This window comes from Bartonella sp. AA81SXKL (assembly GCF_042196945.1).
In the GTDB taxonomy this organism is placed as follows: Bacteria; Pseudomonadota; Alphaproteobacteria; order Rhizobiales; family Rhizobiaceae; genus Bartonella.
Genome location: NZ_JBHIRH010000005.1, coordinates 1 through 19,406, shown reverse-complemented (window position 1 = coordinate 19,406; position 19,406 = coordinate 1). Strand labels below are relative to the sequence as shown.

The following is a 19,406-nucleotide window of genomic DNA, read 5'->3' as shown; positions in this document are numbered from 1 at the left end:
CAAACTACATTAAAGAAATGATGGTAAAATCAGAACTGATTTTTACATTTACGTTTTTATATTATCCTCAAATTAAGCTGTATTCTCGTTTTAGTGATTCAGAAACTTGTTTATAACTTATAATTTACCCTTGACTTTACTTCAAATATTAACAATTGGGAATATAGCTGGGGAGTTTTTTTTAAATCTTCCATAAACTTTTGTTTTTATCTCATCTATTATCTAGATTTACAACTCTCCAACTCTTCAGGAGGTACTTTATCATGACTGAAATCAAAACGGCCTTCGACTTCAAAAATTTTTCTCCTGAAGCTCTCGCTGAAAAGTTAAAGAACCAGCATTTTGCAGACTCTATTGATATCATCAATGACCTCGATATCATGGAACGTGTAACTATTCTTAGTCTTCTGCCTCTTGATTATGTTATCGAACTTTTTGATAAACCAGAGCTTGAGCAACCTGCTGCCATCCTAGAACTTCTCCCTATAAATCGTGCTGTTGAAATTCTTGATGGCATGTCTGCCGATGCTGCTGCAGACGTCTTTCAAGAAATGGATAAGGAAACCCGCACACGACTTTATGCCTTGCTTAACCCCTTAACGCGCGCTGAACTTAAAAAACTCACCAGTTATCCTGATCATACAGCAGGAGCACTGATGACAACAGAGTTTATAGCCGTTCCTTCAAACTGGACCATACAAAAAACTTTGGATCACATTCGTGAGGTCGAGCGAACACGTGAAACAGTTTATACCAGCTATGTAATTGACCCCAAAACAGGTACTCTTCTCAAAGCTGTTTCCCTGCGTAACCTTATTCTTGCCTCACCTGATGAACAAATTCTTAATGTCCCTACCCATGACTCGCCCATTACAATATCACCTTTCACACATCATGAAGATATCGCACGCCTTTTCCAGCGCCATGATCTTCTCTCTGTGCCTGTAGTTGATGAAAGTAACCATGTCATTGGCATTGTAACCGTTGATGACGTGCTTGATACTATGGTCGATGAAATGAATGAAGATGCCTATAAATTTGGGGGTATGGAAGCACTTAATAAGCCCTATATGCAAATTAAGTTTCCTGAAATGATGAAAAAACGCGGAGGCTGGCTCGCTTTACTCTTTATCGGTGAAATGCTGACAGCAAGCGCTATGCAACATTTCGAAACAGAACTCGAAAAAGCGATTATTCTTACACTGTTCATACCTCTCATTATGAGCTCAGGAGGAAATTCCGGCTCACAGGCTACATCCCTTATTATCCGTGCATTGGCTTTACGTGAACTCACGTTGAAAGACTGGTGGAAAGTGATCATTCGTGAAATTCCAACAGGATTATCCCTTGGTCTCTTATTAGGAATTATTGGTGTTACGCGCATTGCTCTTTGGCAAAAACTGGGTATCTACGACTATGGCCAACATTGGATTGCTATTTCGACAACAGTGGGTACAGCTTTAGTTGGAATCGTTACCTTTGGTTCTCTTTCTGGATCTATGTTGCCTTTTATTCTTAAAGGTTTAAAATTTGATCCAGCAAGTGCTTCTGCTCCTTTTGTGGCAACTTTAGTAGATGTCATGGGCATTATAATCTATTTTTCTGTAGCTTCTCTCATTTTGTCAGGAACTCTTCTTTAAACATGTAAAGTAAAAACTCTTACTTATGGAAAAATCTTGTCATGTAACCTAAGATTCTTTCCATAAGAGAATAAGCTTTATTATTTATTTTCTAGCGCACCGCTCTATAGATAATTTATTATTTTTTTGAATAACAGCTCCGAATAACGTAATTTTACCTCATCATAAAGCTTCTCATATTAAATCGATTAAAGTCATCTTCTTGCCAGTCACAAACGAGATCGGTGTATGTCTAAAAACTATTCAAGAAAAAATAAAATACTTCTTATATCCTCTCTCTCTCGTATCAAAAACTGGCGCAATATTGACAGCTGAGAAAGAATAATCATGATGATACTCAACAGGCTTTATATTTCTTCACAAAGGCGTTAATAGTATACTATTCGCGTATATTATATCATTTATGAGCTCTATCATGGAATGGATGTAGTGTACGTTAAGCAATCTCTCTTAAGTACATGAATATGCAACAAAAAGTATATGCTGTTTAAAGTGTTCTGTTTGGCATGAAAAGCATACTCCTATTAGAGAGTGCAATTAACAAAAGTAAGGCAATGCACTATCTCCATGGTTTAAAAGATATTACTTTAGATGCTTTTGAAATTATAAATTGGATTAACAGCAAAGATGGGAATTTTCTTTGGATGCCTTCATATTCTTTCTAAATAAGACTGTATTCCGAGTTCATAAATAAATCAAACAGATATAACTCTTGCCCTAATCTGGCATACAAAAGCTAGAACTTCTTATAAAATTCTTAATCGTCTCAATATTTACCTCAAATACACGGTTGCATTAGATCTGGATTTTGATTGACAAGTTATGGAATAAGAAAAAGCTTTATTTAGAATAAAATATTGTAAAGTTGTCAATAAATTGGCTATGGATTAAGAGATATTCCGGATTTTTAGCAATCTCTTTGCAAAACAACAACCACAATATCGCTAGCTTTATACTTACTTACTCTTACAAGAATTCATATAAATTTCTTGTGTCATATTGATAAAAATCAAATTGACTGTGATTTTTGGGATAATTTTTAGCTCGAGAATAGAACATACGTACTATAAAAAACTTTTACGAAGCTTCAGAAATCGAAGCTCAATAGAGCCTTAAAGACTTGGATAAATAGTTTTGCCATAAAAATATTGCCTCCATCTTCCAAAATTATAAAAAAACATGTAAAAGGTTTTTTAATAGTCAGGCAAAGAATGTAAAGACTTTGCCTCAAATGAAATTTCATTAAACGAAAAGAAGAAAATTTATGCAATTGCGTAACATTGCCATCATTGCCCACGTTGACCATGGGAAAACAACGCTTGTAGACGGGCTTCTCAAGCAATCAGGAAACTTCCGTGATAATCAGCGTACAAGCGAACGTATGATGGATTCAAACGATATTGAGAAAGAACGCGGAATTACAATCCTAGCGAAAGTGACATCTGTTGTTTGGAAAGATACTCGAATTAATATTGTTGATACACCAGGACACGCTGACTTTGGTGGAGAAGTTGAACGCATCCTCAATATGGTTGATGGAGCTATTGTACTTGTTGATGCTGCTGAAGGACCAATGCCACAAACAAAATTTGTCGTTGGCAAAGCATTGAAAGTAGGATTGCGCCCTATTGTTGCTATTAATAAAATTGACCGACCGGATGCACGCGTTGATGAAGTCATTAATGAGGTTTTTGACCTTTTCGCTGCTCTTGACGCAACCGATGAACAGCTTGATTTTCCTATTCTTTATGGATCTGGACGCGATGGATGGATGGCTGAAGCCCCTGAAGGACCAAAAGATCAGGGATTAGGTCCTTTATTTGATCTTGTGACGCAGCATGTCCCTTCTCCTAGTGTAGCAGAAGGACCGTTTCGCATGATTGGAACTATTCTTGAAGCGGATCCGTTTTTGGGACGAATTATTACAGGACGGATTCATTCTGGCTCTTTGAAACCCAATCAAAATGTCAAGGTTCTTGGACAAGATGGAAAACTTTTAGAAACTGGGCGTATTTCAAAAATTTTAGCATTTCGTGGCTTAGAACGGCAACCTATTGAAGAAGGAAGTGCTGGTGATATTGTTGCGATTGCAGGTCTGCAAAAAGGTACCGTTGCTGATACTTTCTGTGATCCTACTGTCAATGAACCCCTTACTGCCCAACCAATTGATCCTCCTACTGTTACTATGAGTTTTCTCGTCAACGATAGTCCCCTTGCTGGAACTGAAGGCGATAAAGTAACAAGTCGTGTCATTCGTGACCGATTGTTAAAAGAAGCAGAAGGCAATGTCGCTCTTAAAATTGAAGAATCAGCCGATAAAGATTCTTTCTACGTTTCAGGACGAGGAGAATTACAGCTTGCAGTTCTCATTGAAAATATGCGCCGTGAAGGATTTGAACTTAGTGTTTCACGCCCACGTGTTGTTATGCAAAAAGATGAAAATGGAATAACTCTTGAGCCAATCGAAGAAGTTGTTATCGATGTTGATGAAGAATATTCCGGTACTGTTGTACAAAAAATGTCTGAACGTAAAGGCGAAATGGTGGAGTTACGTCCTTCTGGAGGTAATCGTGTCCGCCTTGTCTTTTATGCCCCAACCCGAGGACTCATTGGTTATCAATCTGAACTTTTAACGGACACACGTGGTACAGCAATTATGAATCGCCTTTTCCATGCTTATGAACCTTATAAAGGAGACATTGCTGGTCGTGTTAATGGTGTTATGATTTCAAATGACAACGGTGAATCTGTCGCTTATGCTCTTTTTAATCTTGAAGATCGTGGACCTATGATCATCGATGCGGGTGTGAAAGTCTATCAAGGTATGATTATTGGCATCCACTCACGAGATAATGACTTAGAAGTTAATGTGTTAAAAGGAAAAAAACTCACCAATATGCGCGCTTCTGGAAAAGATGAGGCCGTAAAGTTAACGCCTCCCATTAAAATGACGTTAGAACGCGCCTTATCGTGGATACAAGATGATGAGCTTGTAGAGGTAACCCCTAAAAATATTCGTCTCCGCAAGCTCTATCTTGATCCTAATGAACGTAAACGTTTTGAAAAAACACGTGCATCAATTTCAAATTAATTTCATAATCTCTTTGGTAAAATATTTAATTGTATTGAGCCTCACTATATTCCAGAAAGGATGTCTCTATGAATATTAAGGAAATACCCGTAGGCAAAAATCCACCAGAAGATATTAACGTTATTGTGGAAGTCTCCCTTGGTGGGCAGCCAATAAAATATGAGATGGATAAAAAGTCGGGTGCATTATTTGTTGACCGTTTTCTTCATACATCAATGGTTTATCCTGGAAATTACGGTTTTGTCCCTCATACGCTTTCAGATGATGGTGATCCTATTGATGTCCTTATCTGTAATACCCGTCCACTTATGCCTGGTTGTGTTATTAATGTTCGCCCCATCGGAGCTCTAATGATGGAAGATGATGGTGGTAAAGATGAAAAAATTATTGCCATTCCCACTACAAAATTAACAAAACGCTATATCAATATTCATGACTATACAGACCTGCCCGAGATTACACTCAAACAAATTGAACATTTCTTCAAGCATTACAAAGATCTGGAACCTGGAAAATGGGCTAAAATTGAAGGATGGCGTGATAAAAACTTTGCTCATGAATTAATTAGGCAAGCTGTTGAGCGCAATAAAAAAGTATAACGATTTTAATAAAATAAAGCCTATAAAAAAATAGGCTTTGTTATTTATTTTTTCTACGAGATGTAATCTCTAAAGGATTGCCATATCTGTTTTAGCTCTTCTAAATGTGTTGAAAAGTAAAGTTGTTTGTAGCGAGATATTGCACCGTTTTTCAGAGAAATAGAAGAAGATGGGATTCTCCACTGCTTCGCAAGAAATTTAATGAGAGCTTTATTCGCTTTTCCATCTTCAGGAACAGCACGAAGGCGTATAACCAGATATTGTTTTTCACCATCCCTACATTCAACCCCTATTATTTTGTCAACAGATGATTTTGGAATGAGATATACAAACAAAATCAAGTTATTTTTATCAACTTGATAAAACATGTATTCGCCTCAAGTAATATTTCTATACATACATGTTTGCGTAAACGCGCCACATAAAAGTACGAATAAAATAAATAATAATGAACACTACAATAGGTGAAATATCAATCGTTCCAAAATTTGGTAAAATTTGCCGGATACGGCTTAGAACGGGATTTGTAAGACGATATAGAAAGCTTCCTATCAAAACAACAAAGCGATTGCGCGAATTTATGATATTAAAGACATAAAGCCAAGAAAAAATGACACTCGCGATTAAAATATCAATATAAATCTCAAAAATCAAATCAATCGTTCGAAGCAATGCATAAATCATGCGTCATCCCTTTCAATCAAGGAAACAGAAGAGCGTATAGAAAACCTTCATTAAAGCAGGTCTGTGTATCAAAAAATGGTTTTATATTTCAATACTCTTTTTTCTTGAATAAAAACCAGACATCTAAATTCTTCATCTCTCTATTTAATGACGATGCAGTTAGAAAACAAATATCAAAATTAAAAATAGCACATAAAATAGAAGAAACGGCAAAAAATCTGAATATCCCTTATAGGATTAATCTTAAATCTCATCGTTTTAATTATTAATTATAAAAAACAAACAAACTAAAAACGGCCTTTTAAAGGCCGCTTTTAGTTTTAAAATTATTTCTGCAAAGCAGTCAAACGATTAAGAGCACTGCTAAAACCATCTAGCTGAACAAATAAATCATTCAAAGCTGGTTCACCTGCAGCAGCAATTGTCATCGCCAACTTTAACTGTTTTCCAGAACGTAAAGCTGCTACGTGATTTTTGTCAAAAACGACAGGAACCACACAACCTGCTGGTACACAAGTCCGGATACCGGTTTCGATAACAGCTTTTCCCTCATCAACTTGTAAACGAACAGGTTTAGAAACCAAAATGCCAAAAGGAACTGTTAAATTACCAGATACAACACCCTCAGCATCGAGAGTAAGTCCCATAGCCACAACAACACGCCCCTGCTCATTCACTTCTTGACGGTGCATAAAACAAATTCTTTTCCCTTCTTGTATACCACAGTTAATAGTCCACAAACCGTAGGTTTCAGTCAAAGAAGAAGCTCCATTTGGCAATGTCGCTGCCGCATCTTTTGATGCAGGAGGCTTTGAACTTGTTGCAAATGCAACAGATGAAATACTCAAGAGAGTAAAAACTATAAGTAAATTAAATAACTTTTTCATTTTATATTCCTGTTCTTTACATAAAAGATAAACATGTTTATTATTTATTATAATATAAAGCATCTTAATAAAAAAAGCTTTCTCATAATCATATAGCTTTTATAATGGTCTAAGGCTACCTCGAAATTCGCTGACAATTTTCGTATAAACGTGCTTTTTAAAAGAAACAGCAATCAACGGAAGGGTTTCTAGATCAATCCATTTCCATTGATCGAATTCTGCTTTATTGCCATCTGGTGGCGGATTAATCGCAATTTCAGAAAGCTTTCCTGTAAACTGGAAAGCAAACCATTTTTGTATTTGCCCACGATATTTATTTGTTAATGTGCACCCAATAAGTTCTTGTGGAAAATCATAATGGAACCAATTTTGTGCTTCTTTAATCAACTTTACAGATCGAATACCCGTTTCTTCATAAAGTTCACGATATGCCGCATCTAATGGTTTTTCATCTTCATCAATCCCTCCTTGAGGAAGCTGCCAACGATGAGATATGTCAATATCTGCATCTGCATGAATGGGCATCATTAAACGACGCCCAACCCACACTTTCCCCTCATGATTAAAGACAACAATCCCAACACATTTGCGATATGGAAGAATCTTCAAATTAATATCTGCATCCATTTAATATTCCTCAAAATCGCAAGCTATAGATATCAATTCTCACTTTAACACATCCTTATTGGGATCTGGTGGAAATGCTGCATTTGCCATTTCACCTCGTAACAGTTTATAGGCCTCATTCAATTGAATATCATCTTTAGGGTCTTTGGGAACAAAAGCAGCTGAACCAGATCCTTTATTACTTTCTCGTTTTCCTTTGATATGTCCTTTTAATGCAGACTCACCAACTTTTACATCATAACCTTTATATTTTTCAGGAAGTGGTTGCTCTACAATAATATCAGGCGTAATCCCTGTTCCTTGAATAGAAGTGCCTGATGGCGTGTAATAAAGCGCTGTTGTTAAGCGTAAAGCCCCATTTTCACCCAAAGGAATAATTGTTTGAACAGATCCTTTACCAAAAGACTGCGTCCCTAAAATTGTTGCACGACGATGATCTTGCAATGCACCCGCAACAATTTCAGAAGCACTTGCTGAACCACCATTAATAAGAACAATGAGCGGTTTTCCATTGATGACATCACCTGGCTTCGCATCAAATCTTGTCACATCACTCTTTTTGCGCCCACGAGTCGACACAATTTCACCTTTATTGAGAAAAGCACTCGAAACATTAACAGCTTGATCTAAAAGCCCACCCGGATTAAGCCGCAAATCAAGGACGTAACCTTTTAGCTTATCTTCAGGAATTTTAGATTGGATATCTTTAATTGCCGCTAGAAGATTATTTAATGTCTGTTCAGAAAACTGGATAACTCTTAAATATCCAATATCACCCTCAACCCGATATTTCACCGCTTTTACTTTGATAATATCACGAACAATCTTCACTTCAAATGGCTTATCAACGCCAGAACGAATAATTGTTAAGGTAATTGGTGTTCCAGGAGCACCTCGCATCTTATTAACAGCTTCATTCAATGTTTGACCATTCGTTTGTACATCATCAATTTTTGAAATAAGGTCTCCTGCTAGAATACCTGCTTTTGAAGCGGGAGTATCATCCATTGGTGAAACAACTTTAATTAAGTTTTTTTCCATAGTGACCTCAATACCAAGACCTCCGAACTCTCCTTTCGTAGAATCCCGCATATCCTTGGCTTCTTCAGCATTCAAATAAGATGAATGAGGGTCCAGTGATGTGAGCATGCCATTGATAGCATTTTCAATAAGCTTTTTATCATCTGGAACTGTAACGTATTGCATACGCACACGCTCAAAAACATCGCCAAATATAGCTAGCTTTTTATATGCATTATCTTCATTATTCGCAGCAACAGACTGCACCATAATCATTGAACAGGCGCCGAGCAATACCCCAGCGACCAAAAGAATAACTTTACGAATCATTTTGGCTCCTTCTTATTTTTTCAGTCTGCCACCAAGGAGTTGGATTTACAGGTTTTCCCTGCTTTCTAAACTCAATGTAAAGCATTGGAGAAGTTTTTCCTATATCCAATGCAACACTGTTTGAAATAAATTGCATCTCCATTATACCCAGAGGCTCACCTGAAAGAACAAACTGCCCCTGTTTTACATTAATTCTCGACATTCCAGTAAAAATGATATGATAACCATTTCCAACATTGAGAATGATTAAATGTCCGTAAGAACGAAATGGCCCAGCAAAAGCAACAAAAGCATCCACAGGTGAAATAACAACAGCTCCTGACTCTGTTTCTATCGTTTCACCAAAGCGCGTAATCTGCGAACTTTTGTTAGAGTGATGTATTCTTTTTCCTGAAACAGGAAAAAGTAAAGAACCTTTTCGGCTTTCAAAATTGGACTGTTCTAACAATTGTAAACTTTTCCGTACCTGTACTGATGCATCAGAGCTAAGTTTTGACTGACGATCGAGCTCTAAAATCAATTCTTCCAAAGACTGCGCTTTTTTAGCAAGAGCAATATTTTTTTGTTGCTGTTCTGTAAGTTCTTTTTCTGATTTTTTTTGTAGTTTGTTTTTTTGGTCTAATAAAAGCTCTAGACGTTTTCGCTGCTCTGCTTGATTTTGCAGTTTTGTCTTTAATGCCGTATATTCCGTAGTAATGGAATTACTCAAATTGGTCAACTCCTTGAGTTCCCCTTTTAAATCTCGTGTTTTCTCTTGCATCTGAGGAATAACAGTACCTAATAAAACAGAACTACGTATAGAAGCCAACGCGTCTTCTGGCTGTATCATAAGAGCAGGAGGCGGATTCAATCCCATACGTTCCAAAATTGCAAGAACTTCCGCAAATTCAGCACGACGATTTTTTAAACTTTGATAGACTTGTACCCGCTTTTCTATCATTTTTTTAAGCTTTTCTTCCCTTTTAGCAATATCATCTGCTACTATACGTTCTTCTTTAGCCGCCTTTATGAGTGCATCACTCAAAACACGTTGATCTTTTTTTAAATGCTCAACTTGATGCATAAGAAAAGTAACACGCTCACGCGAAAGTGAAATATTTTGGCGAATTTCTCCCAATTCTTTATGTACTTCCGTACTCCTCATTTCTTCCGCATGCGATACAGAAAAGCAAAAAAACATACTCAAGAGCAGAATGACAAATATGACGCACTCCTCATATAAATATAGCATCTTTCTATGAAGAAGCTTTTTCATTTGCAAAAACCATGACACCTCATCGTATACATTAGAGATGCTTTAAATGGTGTCAGCTAAAACAATATTAATAAACATATAAATAAGTGCTAAAAATTGAACAAAAATATTAAAAACGATGATACGGATGATTATTTTCAATTGTTACAGCGCGGTAAAGTTGTTCTGTAAGAAGAATACGTGCAATTTGATGTGGCCACGTCATCAAACCAAAAGATAAAAGAAAATCAGCACGCTTCCTTATTTGTTCATTATGCCCATCAGGTCCTCCCAAAGCGATGACGACATCTCGAATGCCCTCATCACGATAACACCTCAATTTTTCAGAAAAAGAAGTTGAAGAAATCGATTCTCCACGCTCATCTAACACAATTAATCGACATTTTTCAGGTAAAAATTCAATAAGTTTTCTCCCCTCTTCATCCATACGTTGACAAACTGTTTGAGCACGACTTTCTGGTATCTCTTGTAACTTTTTTAAATGCAAGCCTACATCTCCAGAAATTTTAGAAAAACGATCCAAATAATGCTGAACTAATTTTTGCTCCGCCCCACTTTTCATACGACCAACCGCAAAAACAGAAATTTGCATTTTAATGATCTCCGAAGAGAAGCAAAGCCGTATCGTTTAAATCCGGCGTCATCCATATTTTTTCTAAATTATAAAAAAGACGAATTTCTGGACGAAAAAGATGAATGATAATATCACCTGTATCAATCAATACCCAGTCACCTCCAGCAAGCCCTTCTACACGCGCAAGCCCCTGCCCACTATCTTTCCAAGTATGTAATAAATGATCAGCAACAGACGATACATGACGCTGCGAATTTGCTGAAGCTATGACCATATAATCAGCCAAAGATGACTTCCCTCGAATATCAATAGCAACAATATCTTCTGCTTTTGTATCTTCTAAACTCTTGAGAATAACTTCAAGACTCTCACTCACAGAAAAAACTTTTTTTTCTTTTGAAGGCATAATATTGTAAGAGTGTTTGTGTGCAACGTTTTTCAGATCAATATCCTTTCTTATCGTTGTGGAATCTAAAAAAGAGACTTCTCTAAAGAGAAGCAGAATCTTATGAAATGTTCAAGAAAAATCATTCTTCTTCAAACGAAGGTTTGTTGAAGACTGAAAAGATAAAGGTCCATGCAAATAAGTCCAAACTGGTGGCTTGATAAAAGGTAATCGCTTACTTTCTCTCTCATCCAAACGAAAACGGCGATAAATATGTGCCATAGGAGAAGAAAGTGCTGACCGATTTCCTAAAGGACGATCAATAATCGCAATAGGAAGCATAGAGACGATATCATGCCATCGATACCAATGATGTATCGTCGCAAAACTATCTGCCCCCATAATCCATACAAAATTTACGCCACTGTAATGGGTAAGAATATGAAAAATCGTATCTACTGATACTTTACTCCCTATAGCCTGTTCAAAACCTGTTAAGCAAATTTTTGGATGGTCAATAAGTTTAAAACTTAATTGCATTCTCTCCTCTAAAGAGAGCAACTGTGTACAATCCTTTAAAGGATTTCCTGGAGTGATCATCCACCATAACTGATCAAGATGCAAACGCCGAATGGCAATTTTTGCAACAAGAAGATGCCCCGCATGCGGTGGATTAAAGGAACCACCAAAAAGACCCACAACATTAGATCTTTCAACATGTGGCATACAATTTTTCCATGGAAAAAATAATGTTCTCAAGCTCTAACCTGACCATTTCCTTTAACGTGATATTGAAATGATGTTAGCTGTTCAACACCTATGGGACCACGTGCATGCATTTTTCCTGTTGCGATACCAATTTCCATTCCAAAACCAAATTCACCTCCATCAGCAAATTGTGTAGATGCATTGTGCAGCAAAATAGCTGAATCTAAATGATTAAAAAAATTCTTCACCACTTCCAAATCCTCAGCAATAATCGATTCCGTATGTCCTGATGAATAACGCTTGATATGAGCAATGGCTCCCTCAACACCCTCAACTGTTTTAACAGAAAGAATAGCATCAAGATATTCATGCGACCAATCTTCTTCAGAAGCTAATTTGACATCTGGTATAAGAAAAACAATATCTTCTGTGGCGCGAATTTCACATCCCTTCTCCTGTAAAGCAGTTAAAACAGGAAGAAACTTTTTTAATGCTTGGCTGTCAATGAGAACTGTCTCAACAGCACCGCATATCCCTGTTCGCCGCAGCTTTGCATTTAAAACAATATTGCGTGCCATATCTAAATCTGCCGATTTATCAATATAAATATGACAAAGTCCCTCCAAATGAGCAAAAATTGGAACACGTGCATCAGACTGAACGCGGGCAACAAGGCTCTTTCCACCACGTGGTACGATCACATCAATCGCTCCATCCAATCCTTTGAGCATTTCCCCAACGGCAGCACGATCTGTCGTTCCAACCATTTGGATAGCATCTTTGGGTAAACCAGAGCGCTCTAAACCTTGTACCAAAGCTAAATGAAGAGCATGAGAAGAATGAAAGCTATCCGAACCACCGCGCAAAATCGCAGCATTACCTGCTTTTAAGCACAAAGAACTCGCATCAACTGTAACATTAGGACGACTTTCATAAATAATGCCAATCACACCAAGAGGTGTTCGTACACGACTTATATGAAGCCCATTTGGACGTTTCCACGCACTCATAACCTGTCCAACAGGATCAGATAAACGAGCAACTTGACGAACACTGTCTATCATTGCACGTAAACGCAAGTCATCTAATTTTAGCCGATCAATCATTGCAGCTTTCAAATTATTCTGAGCAGCATTCTCTAAATCTTGACAATTCGCCCGTAAAATTTTATCTGACTGAGCCTCTAGACTTAAAGCGATCATTTCTAATGCATTATTCTTTTGCTCAGAAGAAGCAACGGCCAACGCTGCAGCGGCATAGCGTGCTTTTTGTCCCATATCTTTCATTTGTTCTTCTAAAGTCATCGTATTATCCACTCTGCGAAAACAATAAAAACAAAAGTAACTTTTTTAAACAGAATTGATCAAGCAACGTACAATCATATCATTACGATGCACCATAGCAGAGCGCGCCTCATACCCAAGAATAGCTTCAATTTCTTCACTTTTATGTCCTATAATGCGTACAGCCTCATCTTTGTCATAGCTTACAAGTCCACGCGCAATCTCAACCCCATCTGTACCAACAATTGCAACCGTATCCCCACGCTGGAAATTTCCCTCAACGCCAATAACCCCTGCTGCTAATAACGATTTTCCTGTTTCAAGAGCCCTAATGGCTCCTTGATCAATCGTCAAAACACCAGATGGATCTAAATGACCAGAAATCCATGTTTTCCAAGCATTGACAGATTTCTTACTTGCCGCAAAAAAACTCTTGCGTTCACCTTTGTCAATTGCAGCAAGAGGATTCATACGCTTGCCTGAGGTGATAATCATCGCCGTTCCAGCAGCATTAGCTATTTTTCCGGCTTCAAGCTTAGTCTTCATTCCTCCCCGTGAAAACTCTGAAGCAGCAACATCTGCCATTTTTTCGATATCATGCGTAATGGATGCAACAAAAGGTATAAATTCAGCCGTAGGATCACTATGGGGAGACTTTGTATAAAGACCATCAATATCAGATAAAAGTATTAAAAGATCTGCCCCCATCATTGTTGCCACACGTGCAGCTAAACGATCATTATCACCATAACGAATTTCATTTGTCGCAACAGTATCATTCTCATTAATAACAGGTACTGCTCTAAAACGTAAAAGTACATTAATCGTTGCACGTGCATTGAGATAACGCCTTCGCTCTTCCGTATCAAATAAAGTGAGCAAAATTTGGCCTGTTTTGAGCCCATGTTGAGCAAGCGCATCACCATAGGTTTTAGCTAACTCAATTTGCCCCAAAGCAGCACATGCCTGGCTTTCTTCCAATTTCAAAGCCCCCTTAGGAAGCTGTAGCAATGTCCTTCCTAAAGCAATAGCACCTGAAGACACCAACAATATCTCTACACCTTTTTTGTGCAATTCAACAACATCACTAATCAAGCTTTTAAGCCATTCAACCCGTAAACCTGCCTGAGGATCAACCAAAAGGGCAGATCCAATCTTGACCACAATACGTTTATAGTGTGTAAGTTTTTGCGATCCAACAGCCATCTCAATCAACCTTGCTATCCCCACTAATCTCCTCTTTGCGTGACATTTCAATAATATGTGCACCAGCACGCAGCACATTTTCTAAACCTTCGCGGCTAACGGCAGAAAACATCATAACAGGTTGATCCGCAGCTCTTTGCAAAGCTTCCTGTTTCGTTTTACGCTCTTCAATCGTTAGCGTATCTATCTGGCTTAAAGCAATAATTTCAGTTTTATCACTTAGATTATTTCCATATGCCTCAAGTTCACGACGCACAATTTGATATGCTTTTGCAACATCTTCTTCTTGAGCAGAAATCAAATGAAGGAGGACACGACAACGTTCCACATGTCCTAAAAAACGGTCTCCAATTCCCACCCCTTCATGGGCTCCTTCGATTAACCCCGGAATATCAGCCAAAACAAATTCACGACCATCAATTCGTACAACACCAAGATGAGGATGTAGAGTAGTAAAAGGATAATCTGCAACTTTTGGCTTTGCCGCCGTTACAGAAGCTAAAAAAGTTGATTTTCCGGCATTTGGTAAACCAACAAGCCCCGCATCAGCAATTAACTTCAAACGAAGCCATATTGCACGCTCTTCTCCAGCCAAACCTGGATTTGCACGACGCGGTGCCCGATTTGTCGATGTTGTAAAGTGAAGATTGCCAAAACCGCCATTCCCTCCTTTTGCAAGGCGATAGCGCTGTCCCACTTCCGTTAAATCACATATTAACGTTGTATTATCTTCTTCAAAAATTTGCGTCCCAACCGGAACTTTAAGGATGACATCATCACCCTTCTCACCCGTCATATTACGCCCCTTGCCATGTCCCCCTGTTTTTGCTTTAAAATGCTGTTGGTAGCGATAATCAATCAGCGTGTTAAGCCCATCAACAACAAGAGCCCAGACATCACCACCCCGTCCTCCATTCCCTCCATCAGTCCCCCCAAATTCTATGAATTTTTCACGGCGAAATGATACTGCTCCAGAACCTCCATTACCAGAACGAATATAAACTTTAGCTTGATCAAGAAATTTCATTGGAAACACTCACTGAGAAATCAATCTCTCTACCTCTATAGGTAATACATTAATTTTACCAGTTTTTCATCATTGATAACAGAAAAACTGTCGCTATCGCTGATAACTCTTTGAGAAAAAAATCATCACATTTAAATAGGTTAAGTAAAGTTAAGTCTTCTTAAAAGAAGGTGCTATTCTTGTATTTTTTTCCCTTAAATTCAAGCGCTAGAAGATAAAGCTCTACTGATTCTGATCGGCTTGCGGGTGGTTTAACATGGTAGACTTTTTTAAAATGCTGTTTTAATCTTGCAAGAAGAGTGTTTTCTGCTCCCCCTTGAAAAGCCTTTACTAAAAAATATCCCCCAGGCTTGAGAACCGAAAGAGCAAAATCAGCCGCAACTTCACATAAATAAATCGTTCTTAAATGATCCGTCTGACGATGACCTGTTGTTGGCGCTGCCATATCAGAAAGAACCACATCCGGTTTTGTCCCTAAAGTTTCAATTAATTTCTGCTGTGCATCTGTATGCAAAAAATCCATTTCCAACATGGCAACTCTAGGTAATGGATCAACATGTAAATAATCAATACCAACAACGCTAGGATCTTCATCACTTGACCCTACTATACGCTCAGCCACCTGACACCACCCCCCAGGTGCTGCTCCTAGATCAATAACCTTTTGACCTTTTTTCAAAAACCTATAGCGCTCATTAATTTCAATGAGTTTATAAGCCGCACGCGAACGATAACCATCTACTTTTGATTGATGGACATAAGGATCATTCAGATGCCTCTCTAACCATCGTCGTGATGAAGCTTTAATGGTTCCTGCTTTCTTTTTTACGCGCTGATATAATTCATGTGACCCTGAGCCTCCATAGCCACCTCTCGGTGTTTTTGTTATTTTTTTCATCGTTATTCATTGTCTCCATATTTAATTCTCTAACGCTTGAAATCTCTGCTCTTTCTATGACGACACCATACTCCATCGCGTAACATCAGCTCTATCAAAATTCCTTCCCTTAATCCACGATCAGCAACTCTTAAACGCTGACTTGGCCAAACTTCCCGAATAACATCTAAAATTGCACAACCAGCTAAAACTAAATCTGCTCTCTCGCGTCCAATAAAAGGACTTATGACACGTTTTTCTATATCCCATGATAATAGGCGTTGTGTCATAAGTGTAATGTCTGCATCATTCATCCAAATGCCATCCACTTTTTTCCTATCATAACGCTCTAAATTAAGATACATTCCTGCTAAAGTTGTAACCGTACCGGAGGTTCCCAAAAGATGAAACTTCGAACCTTGTGCTAACTCTCCTAATTTATGACGATCTGAAAAATTATTTAATAACCCTCGCACATAACTTTTCATTTTTTCAAAATCGTCTAAGCTAATATCATTCCCTCCAAAACGTTCAGCAAGCGTAACAACACCAACAGGAAGAGAAGTCCAAGCGATAATTTGTCGAGCTAAACGAAAAGAACGCTTTTGAGAAACATCAAGTAGCACAATTTCTGATGATCCTCCTCCAATATCAAAAAGCACAATTGCGTCAGTATTTGGTTCAACAAGTGTACTACACCCTGTAACAGCAAAACGCGCTTCTGTTTGCTGATCAACAATTTCCAATTCAAGACCTGTCTCCTCCAAAACACGCTGAATAAAATTTCTACCATTTTCTGCAGAACGACAAGCTTCCGTTGCAATCAAGCGATAACGCTTAATATGCCTTTGTTTTAGCTTTAAATGACAAATCTTTAATGCTTCAATCGCACGATCCATAGCTTGTGTATTAAGAAAACCGTTATTTATTAAACCTTCTCCCAATCGTACAATACGAGAAAAAGCATCAACAACACGAAAATATCCAGGTTTACTGGGAGATGCGATAAGAAGACGACAATTATTTGTTCCGAGATCAAGTGCCGCATAAAGAGGTGGAGATTTTACTGGATGGAACCGTCGAAGAAAAGGTGCTTTGAGTTTTTTTGTTTTTTGAGCACCTATCATTATCTGACTATGAAACTCAAAAGCTGCCTCAGATTGAACAAAAATCTGTTTCTGTTCATAATGTTTTTTTCTCTGTTGTCTCTTTATATCAACAAGGATAGAGTATGCCTCTGTTCGTGACAATGCAGAATGATTATTTGTATTACTACCGCACTGATCATACAACTGATCTGCTTTGGTATCGTATATTTCTCCTCGTTTCAATTCTTTTGAACCATAATTTAACGGGGTCATTTCCCTTATCCCTTGAGCGTTTCCCCCAATAAATAAACGCGAAAACTCTTCTGCTCATTTCTAAATAAAGCAATAATGCAGCATCAAATGATAAATACAAGAAATCACTCTTTCTTTTCCTATCATTAAAATTTTCTACACTAGCATCATTCAGATTTTTATATAATCTTTCGGTTGTTTCCGTAAAATCATGTTTCTCTTTATGAACTTAAAACTATAAATTAATCGTTTACGTTCACATCAATTTTTATAAATTATGCTCTTTTCTTTATACCATTTACACGGAGCACACCTCTATTGTAACAAACCTACACTATCATACTATTTACTGACTCTTAAGGTTACAACAACCTATACATTAGTACGGTTTATAAGAAAAATTTTTTTAATCTCGTTATCCACACACGAGCCTCGTTTGTTATATGCAATGAAATGGCTTTGATTATGCTGAAATAAAAGTTCTGTAGTACCACAAACTGCAATTACAATAGCTGTTATTTTGTGAATACCAATAAAAACTATCGTTCAAAAAAATCTCTAGAATTATAAATTTATCTGAAAAATATTAATGCATAATCAGACCGCTTTAAAAATCCATTTGAAGCTTAAAAAAAGAATTTAGTCTACTCATTATTGTAAGGAATAAATCGAGTATTTCTAATCTTTTTTACTTTTAATAAATAACGAAATAACTCTTTAAGCTTTATGGAAAATACTAACTTGATTTTCTATTACATATAAAGAACCTATTGTATCTTTACATTCATAAAACTCTCACTCTTTCCAATAAGTCACCTCGATATCATATTATATAAAAATTATTACTTATTTGACCTTATAATTTACACTCAAAAATATAATACAACGATTTATGAAAAAATGAATCTTATTAAAAAGACTCGATGGATTCTAAGGACGTAAAGAATTAAGTGCCGCATTTAACCCTTTAAATGGTACAGTAAAAGAAAATACCTTTCCTTCTTTAATTTTATAGGAAATACGTACCTTATTGTTCTGCTCTATTTGTCTAGTCAAAACCGGACCTACAGGTGATTGTGCCAAACAAACCGTTTCATTACATTGCGTATAATGAATAAGAACAGGTTTTTTGACATCTTTTACAAACATTTGAATCGGAACATTTATATCAGAATTTGGCAATGTTCGAAAAAGCATCACTGCTTGACCACTTGTCGTAGAAACAAGAGACCAACTAAAAATGGTATTTCCTTCTTGATCATGAACCGTCTGTGTCACATTACATATACCTTGCTTATGTTTCAGCTTTTGTTTTTCGTCACAAATCAAAGTCCAATCATAAAACTGCATAATAATTCGACGTGTTTCGCCAGGTTCTCCCTTAGGTATCGATAAGCGCGGTGGATGCACTGTATAAATATTATTGTTCTCGTTGGCAAAGCTTTCGCTCTTGCCTATTAAGGCAAGAGCAAACAGAACCTTTACTAACATACTTCTCGTTTTTACAATAACAGCTATTTTTTCTATTATCATCTCAACCTCAGAGTAATTCCAGCGCCTATTCCCCAATGACCTCCAGCACTTGTCACAGATACATTCGAGCGAATATTTCCATCTTCAGATGTATAACCAGCACCAATAGCAAATGCAGATTGACTGCGCCATAAACCACTACCAAATGAAACACTTAAAGATCCTGGTATATCATAGTAACGTAAGTTGGACACCGCTAGACCAATAGCAGCAGCTTGTCTTGCTTCCTTGCGAACATCCTCAATAGCATAATTCAATGTCTCAAACTTCATATCCGTATACGAATTAGCCTCATTAACTCCATCTTTTACAATATGAGAAACTTTCTCATCCGTATACT

At 37.4% G+C, this 19,406-nt stretch carries 19 protein-coding genes; 3 read left to right on the top strand and 16 right to left on the bottom strand.

Features of this window, described 5'->3' with window-relative positions:
- Positions 1-263 precede the first annotated feature (263 nt).
- The 3 genes from mgtE to ppa all read left to right on the top strand — a co-directional run bounded on the left by mgtE (position 264) and on the right by ppa (position 5,330).
- Complete coding sequence (gene mgtE, locus ACFINZ_RS04095) at positions 264-1,640, top strand: magnesium transporter (RefSeq protein WP_375606748.1); 1,377 nt, start codon at positions 264-266, stop codon at positions 1,638-1,640.
- Positions 1,641-2,904: 1,264 nt separating this feature from the next.
- A complete protein-coding gene (gene typA / locus ACFINZ_RS04090; RefSeq protein WP_375611856.1) occupies positions 2,905-4,731 on the top strand; it encodes a translational GTPase TypA in 1,827 nt (608 codons plus the stop codon).
- Between the two features lie 68 nt (positions 4,732-4,799).
- A complete protein-coding gene (ppa, locus tag ACFINZ_RS04085; RefSeq protein ID WP_375611857.1) occupies positions 4,800-5,330 on the top strand; it encodes an inorganic diphosphatase in 531 nt (176 codons plus the stop codon).
- Positions 5,331-5,383: 53 nt separating this feature from the next.
- On the opposite strand, the gene ACFINZ_RS04080 is transcribed toward ppa, so the two are convergent.
- The 16 genes from ACFINZ_RS04080 to ACFINZ_RS04005 form a co-directional block, all read right to left on the bottom strand.
- A complete protein-coding gene (locus ACFINZ_RS04080) occupies positions 5,384-5,698 on the bottom strand; it encodes a DUF167 domain-containing protein (RefSeq protein WP_375611858.1) in 315 nt (104 codons plus the stop codon).
- A gap of 22 nt (positions 5,699-5,720) precedes the next feature.
- The gene (locus ACFINZ_RS04075; protein ID WP_375611859.1) at positions 5,721-6,014 is read right to left on the bottom strand and encodes a YggT family protein; all 294 of its coding nucleotides are present in this window, start codon (positions 6,012-6,014) and stop codon (positions 5,721-5,723) included.
- Between the two features lie 326 nt (positions 6,015-6,340).
- Complete coding sequence (locus tag ACFINZ_RS04070) at positions 6,341-6,901, bottom strand: invasion associated locus B family protein (RefSeq protein ID WP_273790632.1); 561 nt, start codon at positions 6,899-6,901, stop codon at positions 6,341-6,343.
- A gap of 99 nt (positions 6,902-7,000) precedes the next feature.
- Positions 7,001-7,528: an RNA pyrophosphohydrolase gene (locus tag ACFINZ_RS04065; RefSeq protein WP_375633905.1), complete on the bottom strand. Its 528-nt coding sequence runs from the start codon at positions 7,526-7,528 to the stop codon at positions 7,001-7,003.
- 39 nt (positions 7,529-7,567) lie between these two features.
- Positions 7,568-8,878 carry a S41 family peptidase gene (locus tag ACFINZ_RS04060; RefSeq protein ID WP_273790634.1) on the bottom strand — a complete coding sequence of 437 codons (1,311 nt, stop codon included), beginning with the start codon at positions 8,876-8,878 and terminating at the stop codon, positions 7,568-7,570.
- The gene (locus ACFINZ_RS04055) at positions 8,868-10,109 is read right to left on the bottom strand and encodes a murein hydrolase activator EnvC family protein (protein WP_375634022.1); all 1,242 of its coding nucleotides are present in this window, start codon (positions 10,107-10,109) and stop codon (positions 8,868-8,870) included. Before ACFINZ_RS04055 ends, ACFINZ_RS04060 begins: the two co-directional genes overlap by 11 nt.
- Before the next feature lie 133 nt (positions 10,110-10,242).
- Positions 10,243-10,725 (bottom strand): 23S rRNA (pseudouridine(1915)-N(3))-methyltransferase RlmH, encoded by a 483-nt coding sequence (rlmH, locus tag ACFINZ_RS04050; RefSeq protein ID WP_375633903.1) that lies wholly within the window; start codon positions 10,723-10,725, stop codon positions 10,243-10,245.
- A 1-nt stretch (position 10,726) separates the two neighbouring features.
- Positions 10,727-11,113: a ribosome silencing factor gene (rsfS, locus tag ACFINZ_RS04045; protein ID WP_375610572.1), complete on the bottom strand. Its 387-nt coding sequence runs from the start codon at positions 11,111-11,113 to the stop codon at positions 10,727-10,729.
- A 111-nt stretch (positions 11,114-11,224) separates the two neighbouring features.
- Positions 11,225-11,818 (bottom strand): nicotinate-nucleotide adenylyltransferase, encoded by a 594-nt coding sequence (locus ACFINZ_RS04040; protein ID WP_375633902.1) that lies wholly within the window; start codon positions 11,816-11,818, stop codon positions 11,225-11,227.
- Between the two features lie 29 nt (positions 11,819-11,847).
- On the bottom strand, positions 11,848-13,104 hold the full coding sequence (locus tag ACFINZ_RS04035; protein ID WP_375633900.1) for a glutamate-5-semialdehyde dehydrogenase: 1,257 nt from the start codon (positions 13,102-13,104) through the stop codon (positions 11,848-11,850).
- 45 nt (positions 13,105-13,149) lie between these two features.
- On the bottom strand, positions 13,150-14,289 hold the full coding sequence (proB, locus tag ACFINZ_RS04030; protein WP_375633898.1) for a glutamate 5-kinase: 1,140 nt from the start codon (positions 14,287-14,289) through the stop codon (positions 13,150-13,152).
- A 1-nt stretch (position 14,290) separates the two neighbouring features.
- A complete protein-coding gene (obgE, locus tag ACFINZ_RS04025; protein ID WP_375633896.1) occupies positions 14,291-15,316 on the bottom strand; it encodes a GTPase ObgE in 1,026 nt (341 codons plus the stop codon).
- A gap of 160 nt (positions 15,317-15,476) precedes the next feature.
- Complete coding sequence (locus ACFINZ_RS04020; protein ID WP_375618088.1) at positions 15,477-16,214, bottom strand: RlmE family RNA methyltransferase; 738 nt, start codon at positions 16,212-16,214, stop codon at positions 15,477-15,479.
- Between the two features lie 29 nt (positions 16,215-16,243).
- Complete coding sequence (locus tag ACFINZ_RS04015; protein WP_375701178.1) at positions 16,244-17,554, bottom strand: Ppx/GppA phosphatase family protein; 1,311 nt, start codon at positions 17,552-17,554, stop codon at positions 16,244-16,246.
- 909 nt (positions 17,555-18,463) lie between these two features.
- The gene (locus tag ACFINZ_RS04010) at positions 18,464-19,066 is read right to left on the bottom strand and encodes an invasion associated locus B family protein (protein WP_375633892.1); all 603 of its coding nucleotides are present in this window, start codon (positions 19,064-19,066) and stop codon (positions 18,464-18,466) included.
- The coding region (locus ACFINZ_RS04005; RefSeq protein ID WP_375643097.1) for a YadA-like family protein at positions 19,063-19,406 on the bottom strand (344 nt) is incomplete at its 5' end. The genes ACFINZ_RS04010 and ACFINZ_RS04005, both read right to left, overlap by 4 nt.

Coding starts and splice junctions, on each gene's coding strand:
- ACFINZ_RS04010 (WP_375633892.1), bottom strand. CDS start 19,066: ATGATAATAGAAAAAATAGCTGTTATTGTAAAAACGAGAAGTATGTTA.
- ACFINZ_RS04040 (WP_375633902.1), bottom strand. CDS start 11,818: ATGCCACATGTTGAAAGATCTAATGTTGTGGGTCTTTTTGGTGGTTCC.
- ACFINZ_RS04060 (WP_273790634.1), bottom strand. CDS start 8,878: ATGATTCGTAAAGTTATTCTTTTGGTCGCTGGGGTATTGCTCGGCGCC.
- ppa (WP_375611857.1), top strand. CDS start 4,800: ATGAATATTAAGGAAATACCCGTAGGCAAAAATCCACCAGAAGATATT.
- ACFINZ_RS04065 (WP_375633905.1), bottom strand. CDS start 7,528: ATGGATGCAGATATTAATTTGAAGATTCTTCCATATCGCAAATGTGTT.
- typA (WP_375611856.1), top strand. CDS start 2,905: ATGCAATTGCGTAACATTGCCATCATTGCCCACGTTGACCATGGGAAA.
- proB (WP_375633898.1), bottom strand. CDS start 14,289: ATGGCTGTTGGATCGCAAAAACTTACACACTATAAACGTATTGTGGTC.
- ACFINZ_RS04015 (WP_375701178.1), bottom strand. CDS start 17,554: ATGACCCCGTTAAATTATGGTTCAAAAGAATTGAAACGAGGAGAAATA.
- ACFINZ_RS04055 (WP_375634022.1), bottom strand. CDS start 10,109: ATGCTATATTTATATGAGGAGTGCGTCATATTTGTCATTCTGCTCTTG.
- ACFINZ_RS04075 (WP_375611859.1), bottom strand. CDS start 6,014: ATGATTTATGCATTGCTTCGAACGATTGATTTGATTTTTGAGATTTAT.
- ACFINZ_RS04035 (WP_375633900.1), bottom strand. CDS start 13,104: ATGACTTTAGAAGAACAAATGAAAGATATGGGACAAAAAGCACGCTAT.
- ACFINZ_RS04080 (WP_375611858.1), bottom strand. CDS start 5,698: ATGTTTTATCAAGTTGATAAAAATAACTTGATTTTGTTTGTATATCTC.
- obgE (WP_375633896.1), bottom strand. CDS start 15,316: ATGAAATTTCTTGATCAAGCTAAAGTTTATATTCGTTCTGGTAATGGA.
- rsfS (WP_375610572.1), bottom strand. CDS start 11,113: ATGCCTTCAAAAGAAAAAAAAGTTTTTTCTGTGAGTGAGAGTCTTGAA.
- ACFINZ_RS04070 (WP_273790632.1), bottom strand. CDS start 6,901: ATGAAAAAGTTATTTAATTTACTTATAGTTTTTACTCTCTTGAGTATT.
- mgtE (WP_375606748.1), top strand. CDS start 264: ATGACTGAAATCAAAACGGCCTTCGACTTCAAAAATTTTTCTCCTGAA.
- ACFINZ_RS04020 (WP_375618088.1), bottom strand. CDS start 16,214: ATGAAAAAAATAACAAAAACACCGAGAGGTGGCTATGGAGGCTCAGGG.
- rlmH (WP_375633903.1), bottom strand. CDS start 10,725: ATGCAAATTTCTGTTTTTGCGGTTGGTCGTATGAAAAGTGGGGCGGAG.